Origin of the sequence: Brevundimonas sp. NPDC046655 (assembly GCF_044901625.1) — a bacterium.
Lineage (GTDB): Bacteria > Pseudomonadota > Alphaproteobacteria > Caulobacterales > Caulobacteraceae > Brevundimonas.
The window spans coordinates 55,187-65,630 of record NZ_JBJDPV010000010.1; the positions used below are offsets into that span (position 1 = coordinate 55,187).

7 protein-coding genes are annotated in these 10,444 nt (G+C 69.5%); 5 read left to right on the top strand and 2 right to left on the bottom strand.

Going from position 1 to position 10,444, the window contains the following annotated elements:
• Positions 1 to 10: 10 nt before the first annotated feature.
• Together ACI2KI_RS17345 and ACI2KI_RS17350 are read right to left on the bottom strand one after the other, a co-directional pair.
• Complete coding sequence (locus tag ACI2KI_RS17345; protein ID WP_404622039.1) at positions 11 to 1,078, bottom strand: glycoside hydrolase family 43 protein; 1,068 nt, start codon at positions 1,076 to 1,078, stop codon at positions 11 to 13.
• Positions 1,075 to 2,661: a pectate lyase gene (locus tag ACI2KI_RS17350; RefSeq protein ID WP_404622041.1), complete on the bottom strand. Its 1,587-nt coding sequence runs from the start codon at positions 2,659 to 2,661 to the stop codon at positions 1,075 to 1,077. Before ACI2KI_RS17350 ends, ACI2KI_RS17345 begins: the two co-directional genes overlap by 4 nt.
• A 123-nt stretch (positions 2,662 to 2,784) precedes the next feature.
• Here ACI2KI_RS17350 and ACI2KI_RS17355 point away from each other — a divergent pair, with 123 nt between their 5' ends.
• The 5 genes from ACI2KI_RS17355 (at position 2,785) to ACI2KI_RS17375 (ending at position 10,277) form a co-directional block, all read left to right on the top strand.
• Positions 2,785 to 5,772, top strand: coding sequence for a DUF6298 domain-containing protein (locus ACI2KI_RS17355; RefSeq protein WP_404622043.1), 2,988 nt, complete (start codon positions 2,785 to 2,787; stop codon positions 5,770 to 5,772).
• A gap of 32 nt (positions 5,773 to 5,804) precedes the next feature.
• The gene (locus ACI2KI_RS17360; RefSeq protein ID WP_404622045.1) at positions 5,805 to 6,809 is read left to right on the top strand and encodes a LacI family DNA-binding transcriptional regulator; all 1,005 of its coding nucleotides are present in this window, start codon (positions 5,805 to 5,807) and stop codon (positions 6,807 to 6,809) included.
• A 63-nt stretch (positions 6,810 to 6,872) separates the two neighbouring features.
• Positions 6,873 to 8,018, top strand: a complete 1,146-nt coding sequence (locus ACI2KI_RS17365) for a fumarylacetoacetate hydrolase family protein (RefSeq protein WP_404622047.1) — start codon at positions 6,873 to 6,875, stop codon at positions 8,016 to 8,018.
• Entirely contained in the window at positions 8,015 to 8,773 is a 759-nt protein-coding gene (locus tag ACI2KI_RS17370) for an SDR family NAD(P)-dependent oxidoreductase (RefSeq protein WP_404622049.1), read from the top strand. The genes ACI2KI_RS17365 and ACI2KI_RS17370 overlap by 4 nt, the downstream gene beginning before the upstream one ends.
• A gap of 73 nt (positions 8,774 to 8,846) precedes the next feature.
• Positions 8,847 to 10,277 (top strand): sugar porter family MFS transporter, encoded by a 1,431-nt coding sequence (locus tag ACI2KI_RS17375; protein WP_404622051.1) that lies wholly within the window; start codon positions 8,847 to 8,849, stop codon positions 10,275 to 10,277.
• The last annotated feature ends 167 nt before the right edge of the window (positions 10,278 to 10,444 follow it).

A 10,444-nucleotide genomic window follows, 5' to 3' on the forward strand; every position in this document is an offset into this window, starting at 1 on the left:
TGAACCGGGGTCAAGGCGCGGGAATGAAGGGGTCGATGGTGCGGATCGAACCGTCGGCCTCGTGATGCAGATCGACCACCTTGGCGCTGCGCAGGTGGGTGCGGTTCGACAACTGGGTGTCGTGATAGAAGAGCCGCCACTGGCCCTCGACCTCGACGATGGAATGGTGCGTGGTCCAACCCTGAACCGGCAGCAGGACCCGCCCTCGATAGGTAAAGGGGCCATAGGGCGTGGTCGCCGTCGCATAGGCGATGAAGTGCGTGTCGCCGGTCGAATAGCTGAGGTAGTAGAGGCCGTTGTGGCGATGCAGCCAGGCGGCCTCGAAGAAGCGCCGGCCCAGATCGCCGCCCTTCAGGGGCTGGCCTTGCTCGTCCAGGATCACTGCGTCACGGAGCGGCTCGGCCAGGGTCAGCATGTCGTCGCTGAGACGCGCCACCTTGGGCATCAGCGACGCCGTATCGGGCTGATTCAGGTCGGTGTCGCCCGCCGCCGGGTCGTAGCGGCCGCTGGCCCAGCGCTGAAGCTGTCCGCCATGGATGCCGCCGACATAGAGATAGGCCGCGCCGTCTTCGTCCACGAAGACGCTCGGGTCGATGCTGTAGGCGCCGGCGATGGGCAGCGGCTCGGGCGTGAAGGGGCCTTCGGGCCGCTCGCCGGTCGCCACGCCGATGCGGAAGACGCCGTCGCGGTCCTTGGCCGGGAAGTAGAGGTAGTAGCGCCCGTCTTTATAGGCCGCATCCGGCGCCCAAAGCTGGCGATCCGCCCAGGGCACGTCGGCCAGGGTGAAGGCGGTCGGATGAACCGTGACCGGTCCGCCGACCCGGTCCATCGACAGGACGACATAGTCCTTCATGACGAAGCCCTTGCCCGGCTGGTCGTCGGCGGGCGGCCCTTGGGTGTCGTGCGAGCCATAGACATAGACCCGCCCGTCGAAGACGTGGGCCGAGGGGTCGGCGATGAACAAGTCGGTTGTCAGGGGCGGGGCGCGATAGGCGCGGCCGTCGGGGGCGCGGTCCTGCGCGCCGGCGCCGGTTGCGAAGGCGGCGAGAGCGCCGAGGAGGATCAGGCTTCGGCTCATGCCGGCCTCGCCTCGCGCACATGGGCGATCAGCCGGGCCATGTTGTTGATATAGGCCCCGGTCGAAATCCCCATCGGCCCGCTGGACTCGGTGAAGGGCGAGGTGTCCCAAGCGTCCCCGACCTGGCCGCGATCGACGAAGCCGGGCGGCGGCTCGGCGGGGCCGTCGCCGCGATAGGCATGGCTGGTCGTGCGCAATTCCACCGGCCAATACCCCTCCGCATTCAGCCCCTCGATCAGCAATGTAACCGGTGTCATTCTCGGGCGCGAGGCCGTGACATTGAGGTCGGAACCGCTTTGCGGGCGGGTGATGACGTAGTCGGGCAGAAGGCTGGGGCCGCGCCCCATCAGGGCAGACTGGCGCACGGCCTCGTCCGGCGTCAGGGCGGCGACCTGCTCGACGCGGCGGCGCAGGCGGGGCAGGTCGATGTGCTTCTCGCCGCGCTGACCGGTCATGTCGTAGTCGACGTAGTACTCGCCGTTCCGGGCGTTGGAGCCGCGCCGATGCACGGCGATGAAGCGGTTGGTCCCGGGCTCGACGTAGCGGAAATGGTTGCGGCCTTCGTGGTGGGCGGCGGCGGGGGCCTCGACCCGCGCCAGCCAGTCCAGCGCCTCGTCCAGACGGGCCAGGAAGCTGCGGTCGCCGGTCAGCCGGTAGAAGTCCAGCATCCGCTCGACGGCGACGGCGGTGACGTGGGGCGAGACGGCGGCGGGCTCGTAGGTCCGGCCCCAGGCGGGCTTGAAGTCGGGGGTGTACTGCAGCGCCCAGCCGGGCGTCGGCGCGGTCTGCTGCAGATCACGGTAACAGGCCATGGCGCGGCGGATCGGTTGCTCCACATCCGGGCGGTTCCATTGCTGCAGGACCAGCAGCAGGAAGTCGATGTTCTCGTCCATCACCTCGTCGTTGAGGGTGATCAGGCCGGTGTAGTCGGGGCGGCCGTGGTTGCTGAACTCACCCGCGCGCGGCCAGCGCTGCGGCCAGCCGCCGCTGAGCAACTGGCTGTCCAGAACGAAGGCGATGGTCCGGTCCACGGCGGCGCGGACACGCGGCAGGTCGGTCGTCAGGGCCAGCCGCAGCAGAAAGCGGCCACACTCGACCGTAGCGTGATCGTCGAAGGTGGCGTTGCCGTAGTAGTGCTGGAATTCCTCCAGCCGCCAGCCGTTCCTGCCGATGGTTTCGTACCAGCGGCGCAGCGAGTCCTCGCCGTCGAAGTCGATGACGTAGTTCCAGCCGCCGCTGGCATGTTGGCCCAGGATCAGGGCGTCGCCCGCCGCGACGGCGGCGTCGAGATACTGGGCCTCGCCGGTGGCGCGCCAGGCGTCGAGGAAGATCTGGCCCATCTCGGGCGTGCCGGGCGCCTGGGTCCAGATCATGCCGGGCCAGGCCTCCATCTCGCCCCACCGGCGCGAGAAGTCGGACAGGTAGGACCAGACATAGCCGCCGGCGACCGCAGCCTTTTCGGTCATGAAGCGGGTGGCGCGGCGCATGGCGTCGCGTGCCGCCTCGACGTCCGCCGTGGCGGGCGCAGCCGCCAAAAGCGGGGTCGCAGCGGCTGCGGCCAGACAGGCGCGTCGGGTCAGCATCCCTGAAAACTCTCCTTCCCCCGGTCCTGCCGCTCTGGCGTCGGCGCGCGTCGCCTTCGCGACCGCTGGACTCATCAATCAATATAATAATACTTTTCAGATGATGCCTAGGGGGAGGAAGACATGGTCCGGTTCTGGATCGCGGGGCTGATCGTCGCAGCGTCGCTGGCGGGGGCTTCGTATGCCCAGACGCAGCCGGACTTCGTCGCCTTGACCCCGCCCATCGATTTTTCCCAGACGGGCTATCGCGGCGGGGGCGTGGCGGCGCCGGTCATGCCGGCCCTGATCCGGGTCGAGCCGGGCGAGGGGGACGACACCGACCGCATCCTTGCGGCGCTGGATCGCGTGGCGCAGGCTGAGCCCGACGCCGAGGGGCGAAGGGGCGCGGTGCTGCTGGCGGCGGGCGAGTTTCAGGTCGGGGGCCAGATCCGGCTCGATGTCGGCGGGGTGGTCCTGCGCGGCCAAGGCGAGGGAAGGACGGTCATCGTCGCGACCGGCGTGGACCGCCGCCCTCTGATCGCCGTCGGCACGCCCGGCGGCGCGTCCAGCGCTTCGGCCGGCGCAGATGTTCAGGTTATGGGCGAGACGCCGGTCGGGACCGTGCGCCTGACTCTGGAAACGGCCCAGGGCCTTGGCGTTGGCGACGCACTGACCATCCGTCGTCCCAGCACCGCTGAATGGATCGCCGCCCTGGGCATGGACGCCTTCGTCGGCTGGCGGCCTGAAACCCGGCTGAACTGGAAGCCGGGCTCGCGCGACGTGGTGTGGGATCGGCGGGTCGTCGCGGTGGAGGGGCGGACCATCCTTCTGGACGCGCCCCTGACCATGGCCCTGGCGGCGGGTGACGCCACGGTACGGCGCGGACCCTCGGCGTCGCGAATCCGCGAGGTGGGGGTGGAGAACCTGACCCTCCTCTCGCGTCACGACCCGGCGCGCCCCGCCGACGAGGACCACAGCTGGACCGGGATCGCCGTGGATCGGGCCGAGGACGTCTGGCTGCGGAACCTCGCTTTCCAAGGCTTCGTCGGATCGGCCATCGATCTGGGGGCGGACAGTCGCCGGGTCACGGTGCAGGACGTGGCCGCCAGCCGCCCCATATCCGAGATCGGCGGCCTGCGTCGGCGCACCTTTTACACGGCGGGTCAGCAGACCCTGTTCCAGCGCTGCGCCAGCGCGGACGGCATTCACGACTTTTCGGTCGGCCATGCCGCGGCGGGGCCCAACGTCTTCCTCGACTGCACCGCCACCGACGCCCTTGGCGACAGCGGGACGCAGGAAAGCTGGGCCACCGGCGTCCTGTTCGACGGGGTCAAGGTGCGCGGCGGCGGCCTGACCCTGACCCATCGCGGACGAGACGGGCAGGGCGTCGGCTGGTCGGCGGCCAACTCGGTCCTGTGGAACTGCGAGGCGACAGTCGTCGAGGTGCGCAATCCGCCGGGCGCCGCCAATGTCGCCGTCGGCTGTCGCGGCGAGCGTTCCGGCGACGGGGTGCTGGAAGACGCGCGCGTCATGCCTGGCCGCGACTTCCACCGCGCCCAGCCGCAGGAACCGGCCAGCCTCTATCGGATGCAACTGGAGCGCAGGATGGGCGCGGGCGCTCTGGCGGCGCTGGACCCCGCAACCTACCCGGCTGAGGTAGGCGCCCCGCATCTGACCGAGGCCGAGGTTGCGGCCTGGCGAACCGTGACGACGCAACCTGTCGTCAGCCATCCGTTGACGGTCGAGGGCGGCCGTTTCGTCATCGACGGCCAGCCCGCCTGGCGTCGCCGCATCGGCTTCGCCTTCTTCCAGGCCCAGATGATCCCGGCCCTGGCCGAGGCGTCCGGTCCCTTCATAACCCGTTTTGCGCCGGGGCTGGAGGGGCGGGGGCTGACCGACGATCTGGACGCCTTCACCGCCGGGCTGACGACCGGCGACGTGGTGCACCACAACTACGGCCTCTGGTACGACCGCCGCCGCGTCGACCACGACTTCTACGGCTCGCCGGACCAGCGCGACGGCGAGGTCTGGGGGCCGTTCATGGAACTGCCGTGGGCGCGCAGCGGGCAGGGGCGGGCCTGGGACGGTCTCAGCAAGTTCGACCTGGAACGCTTCAATCCCTGGTTCTTCGACCGCATCGCCCGCTTCGCCGATCTGGCCGAGCAGCAGGGCGTGGTGCTCTATCACAAGCTCTATCTTCAGCACTGGCTGCTGGAGAGCCGCTCACACTACGTCGACTTCCCCTGGCGGCCCGTCAACGCCCTGCAGGCGACGGGGATGCCGAATGAGGTTCCAGCCGCCGAGGTCTTCTGGGACGTGTCCGACCCGGTGCGGCGCGACCTGCACCGTCGCTATATCCGTCATACGCTGGAGACGCTGAAGGGGCGGCCCAATGTCGTGATCGGGCTGGATCCTGAATACACCGGCCCCCTGTCCTTCGTGCGGTTCTGGCTGGACGAGATCGCCGCCTGGGAGGCCGAGACCGGCGCGGACGCGCGGGTAGCGCTGGAGATCCCCAAGGATCAGATGGACGCCGTTCTGGATGATCCGGCGCGGTCGCAGATGGTGGATGCGGTTGCCTTCCACCACTGGGTTTATCGTCCCGACGGTTCGCTGTTCGCGGTGCAGGGCGGGCTGGACAAGGCGCCGCGTGAACAGGTGGACGCCATCGCCCGGCCGCAGGATCTGGCCGACGGCGCCGACGCGGGCGAGGTTCGGCGGGTCCTGTGGCGCTCGACCCCGGCCATGCGCTACCGGGCCTATCGCGAGTATCGCGACCGCCGCGCGGATTTGGTGGTGCTCAATGACGACGATGTCTTCCCGGGGCTGAGCCGCGCCGTTGAGGCGACGGTCGGAGTTGAGGCTCGGGCCAGCTTGAGGCCGGATGCGGCTTTGATGACGCCGACGGGTGGGACCTGGGCGTCTTCGGCGTCGGACGGGAGGGTTCTGATCTACAGCCTCGATGGCGCCGAGATCCAACTGGCCCGGTCTGTCGCCGCTGGGCAGGCGCTGCGGTGGATCGCCGACGGGGCGGTGGTCGACGCGGTTGCGTCCGAGGGGCCCAGTTCGCTGGCGCCGCCCGCCGCGTTGGCGGGCCGTCCCTTGGCCCTGTGGATCGCGCCCGCGCCTTGACGACGGCGGCGCTTGCCGCGACCAGTGGCGTCATGGCCGCAGACGATCGCAACCCCACCATCGACGACATCGCCCGCCGCGCGGGGGTGTCGGCCATGACGGTGTCGCGCGTCATCAACGGCGGGGCGCGGGTCAGCGCGGCGACGCGCGAGCGGGTCCAGGCGGTGATCGACGCGGCGGGCTATGTGCCCGATCCCGCGGCGCGGATTCTGGCGCGGGCCGGGGCGGGGCGCATCGGTCTGCTCTACGCCAACCCGAGCAACGCCTATCTGGCCGAGGTCCTCTCCGGCGCCCTGGCCGGGGCGCGAGCGGCGGGACTGTTGCTGATGATCGAGCCCTCGCAGGCGGGCGATCCTGCGCAGGAGGCCGAGGCCGTTCGGCGTCTGGCCGCCGGCGGGGCGCAGGGCCTGATCGTGCCGCCGCCGCTGGGTGAATCCGCCGCGACCCTCGGCGCTGTCCGGGCGGCGGGTCTGAAGGCGGTGCTGCTGGCCGCGCCGCCCGTCGAGGGCATGACGGGGGCCCTGCGGGTGGATGACGTCGGCGCCGCCGCCGAGATGACGCGACGGCTGATCGACCTCGGCCATCGCCGCATCGGTCTGATCGAGGGCCGCGCCGACCAGAGCGCCAGCGCCGACCGACGCCGGGGCGCGCAGGCCGCGGTCGAGGCCGCGCAGGGCGTCGAGCTCCTGATTGAGCGCGGCGATTTCACCTATCGCTCCGGCTTTGAGGCGGCGCGGCGGTTGCTGGCGGCCCATCCGCGACCGACGGCCCTGTTCGCCGGAAATGACGACATGGCCGCCGGCGCCCTGGCGGCCGTCCATGCCGAAGGTTTGCAGACGCCCGGCGACGTCTCGGTGGCCGGATTCGACGACACCTATCTGGCCGCCAGCGTCTGGCCCGCCCTGACCACCATCCGCCAGCCGGTCGCCGAGATGGCCCGCCGCGCGGCCCTGCGTCTGGCGGGCAAGGAAGTGCTCGACACGCAATTCGTCGAACATCGACTGATTGAACGGGAAAGCACCGCGTCACCCTGTTGACACCGGTATCCAGGTGAAGAATGTTAGCGCTAACACGACGTCAGATCGTGTGGGAGACGCGCCTTGGATATGATCGCCATTCTGCCGCGCGACTGGCGCGCGGCTGTCCTGCTGGGCCGGATCGAGACCGTTGACGGGCCGACGCCTGTGCTGGTGCGGGACGGTCGGCTGATCGACATTTCCGCCTTCGCGCCGACCACGGCTATGGCTCTGGCGCGACCCGATCTCGCCGCCGCCGAGGGGCGCGATCTGGGCACGGTCGAGGATCTTACGGTGGCGACGGCCTGGGGCGATGCGGGCCTGGTCCTGCTGTCGCCGCTGGACCTGCAATGCATCAAGGCCTCGGGCGTGACCTTCGCCGTTTCGGCGCTGGAGCGGGTGATCGAGGAGCAGGCGCGTGGCGACGCCGCCGCCGCCAACGCCATTCGTCAGGGCCTGCTGGACCGTATCGGCGGCGAGCTGAAGGACCTGAAGCCGGGCTCGGCTCAGGCTGAGGCGGTCAAGGCGCAATTGATCGCCGACGGCCTGTGGTCGCAGTATCTGGAGGTCGCCATCGGCCCCTACGCCGAGATCTTCACCAAGGCCCCGGTCCTAGCCTCGGTGGGCGCGGGCGCGGCGGTCGGGGTGCGCGCCGACTCGGCCTGGAACAACCCGGAGCCCGAGGTGGTGATCGTCTGCGATCCGGCGGGCCGCCCGGTCGGGGCCAGTCTGGGCAATGACGTCAACCTGCGTGACATCGAAGGGCGTTCCGCTCTGCTGCTGGGCAAGGCCAAGGACAACAACGCCTCGGCGGCGGTCGGGCCCTTCATCCGCCTGTTCGACGACGGCTTCAGCATGGATGACGTGCGCGCCGCCACGGTTCGGCTGGAGGTCAAGGGCGAGGACGGCTTCGTCATGATGGGCGAAAGCTCGATGCGCCTGATCAGCCGCGACCCCGAAGACCTGGTGGCCCAGACCCTGAGGGCCCACCAATATCCCGACGGTTTCGCTCTCTATCTCGGCACCATGTTCGCCCCGGTCGAGGATCGCGGCGAGGCGGGCAAGGGCTTTACGCACAAGGTCGGCGACCGGGTGCGGGTCTCGTCGGACAGGCTGGGCGTGCTCGAAAACATCGTCGCCACCTGCGATCAGGCGCCGCCCTGGACGATGGGCGTCGGCGGTCTGATGCGCAATCTGGCCGGGCGCGGCCTGCTGGGCGGCGCAGCGTGAGCGGCGCGGTCTATCCCTCGCTGAAGGGGCGACTGGTCGTCGTCACCGGCGGCGGTTCGGGCATCGGGGCGGGGGTGGTCGAGGCCTTCGCTCGACAGGGCGCGCGGGTGGTCTTCTTCGACATCGCCGAGGCGGACTCCAGGGCTCTGGAGACGTCGCTGGCGGATCTGAACCCGGCGCCGGTCTTTGAAACCTGCGACCTGACCCGGATCGAGGCCCTCCAGGCGGCCCTGGCCGGGATCATCGCCCGGCACGGGCCGATCGACGTCCTGATCAACAACGCCGCCAGCGACGACCGGCACGCCCTGGCCGAGGTCACGCCCGCCTACTGGGACGAGCGGATCGCCGTGAACCTGCGCCACCTCTATTTCTCGGCCCAGTCCGCGGCGCCCGCCATGCGCGCGCAGGGCCGGGGCGTGATCCTGAACCTCGGTTCGATCAGCTGGCATCTGGGCCTGCCCGACCTGTCGATCTACGAGACAGCCAAGGCGGGCATCGAGGGCATGACGCGGGCCCTGGCGCGGGAGCTGGGCGCGGACGGCGTGCGGGTCGCCTGCATCGTGCCGGGCAATGTCAAAACCCCGCGTCAGATGAAGTGGTACACGCCCGAAGGCGAGGCCGAGATCGTCGCCGCCCAGTGTCTGAAGGGCCGCATCGAGCCGCGCGACGTGGCCGCCTTGGCCCTGTTCCTGGCCTCCGACGACGCCCGTTTCATCACGGGGCATGAGTATTTCGTGGACGCGGGCTGGCGCTGACGCAAATCTGATTTCATCACCGCCCGCGATCAATGACGGGCGGTCAACCACTCGGACCTGGGGAGGGACGAATATGGCGGGACCGACAGGGGCTTCTGGCCCGGATATCGCGGGGAATGACCGGGTTAACATGGCCTTCATCGCCCTGATCGTGGCGGTGGCCACGATCGGCGGCTTCATGTTCGGCTATGATTCCGGCGTCATCAACGGCACGCAGGACGGGCTGGAGGCGGCCTTCAACCTGTCGGCGCTGGGCACTGGTTTCAACGTCGGCGCCATCCTGCTGGGCTGCGCCTTCGGGGCCTTCGCGGCGGGACGACTGGCGGACGCCGTCGGCCGCCGCACGGTGATGCAGATCGCCGCCGTCATGTTCATCATCTCGGCCGTCTGGGCCGGGGCGGCGGACAGTTCAGCCCACTTCATCCTCGCCCGCTTCATCGGCGGCCTGGGCGTCGGCGCGGCCTCGGTCCTGTCGCCGGCCTATATTTCCGAAGTGACCCCGGCCTCGATCCGGGGGCGGCTGTCGTCGGTGCAGCAGATCATGATCATCACCGGTCTGACGGGCGCCTTCGTCGCCAACTACGCCCTGGCCAAGACGGCGGGCGGATCGACGGCCGACTTCTGGCTGGGCTATCCGGCCTGGCGCTGGATGTTCTGGCTGCAGGTCGTGCCGGCCGGCATCTACTTCCTGGCCCTGCTGGCCATTCCTGAGAGCCCGCGCTTCCTGGTGGTCAAGAAGAAGGACATTCAGGCCGAGGCCGTGCTGTCCAAGCTGTTCGGCCAGGGCGCCGGCGCGCGCAAGGTGCAGGAAATCCGCGCCTCGCTGGCGGCGGATCACAAGCCGCGTTTCGCCGACCTGCTGGACCCGGCGACCCGCAAGGTGCGCCCCATCGTCTGGGCCGGTCTGATCCTGGCCGTCTTCCAGCAACTGGTCGGCATCAACATCGTCTTTTACTATGGCGCGGTGCTGTGGCAGTCGGTCGGCTTCTCCGAAAACGACGCCCTGCAGATCAACATCCTGTCCGGCGTCCTGTCGATCGCGGCCTGCCTGGGCGCCGTGGCGGTGATCGACAAGATCGGCCGCAAGCCCCTGCTGTTGATCGGCTCGGTGGGCATGTTCGTGACCCTGGGCGTTCTGGCCTGGTGCTTCTCGCGCGCCGTCATGGTCGACGGCTCTCTGCATCTGGACGATCAGACCGGCCTGACCGCCCTGATCGCGGCCAACGCCTATGTGGTCTTCTTCAACCTCAGCTGGGGCCCGGTCATGTGGGTCATGCTGGGCGAGATGTTCCCCAATCAGATGCGCGGCTCGGCCCTGGCGGTCGCCGGCTTCGCCCAGTGGATCGCCAACTTCGCCATCGCCGTCAGCTTCCCCTGGATGGCGGCGGCCCTGGGTCTTGTCGTGACCTACGGCTTCTATTCGGTCAGCGCCCTGATCTCCTTCTTCCTGGTCCAGGCCTGGGTGAAGGAGACGCGCGGCCGTGAACTCGAAGACATGGGCTGACGCCCGCAAGCTCTGCTACCTGACCTCCCGAAGGCGGGGCGGCGCTCCCCCGTCGCCCTGCTGCTTTCTGAAAGGACTTTCCCATGACGGACACGCTTGAGCTTTCGCACTGGATCGGCGGCGAGAAGGTGGGCGGGGATCTGTCGGGCGAGAGCCTGAACCCGTCC

Coding starts and splice junctions, on each gene's coding strand:
- ACI2KI_RS17345 (WP_404622039.1), bottom strand. CDS start 1,078: ATGAGCCGAAGCCTGATCCTCCTCGGCGCTCTCGCCGCCTTCGCAACC.
- ACI2KI_RS17375 (WP_404622051.1), top strand. CDS start 8,847: ATGGCGGGACCGACAGGGGCTTCTGGCCCGGATATCGCGGGGAATGAC.
- ACI2KI_RS17355 (WP_404622043.1), top strand. CDS start 2,785: ATGGTCCGGTTCTGGATCGCGGGGCTGATCGTCGCAGCGTCGCTGGCG.
- ACI2KI_RS17360 (WP_404622045.1), top strand. CDS start 5,805: ATGGCCGCAGACGATCGCAACCCCACCATCGACGACATCGCCCGCCGC.
- ACI2KI_RS17350 (WP_404622041.1), bottom strand. CDS start 2,661: ATGCTGACCCGACGCGCCTGTCTGGCCGCAGCCGCTGCGACCCCGCTT.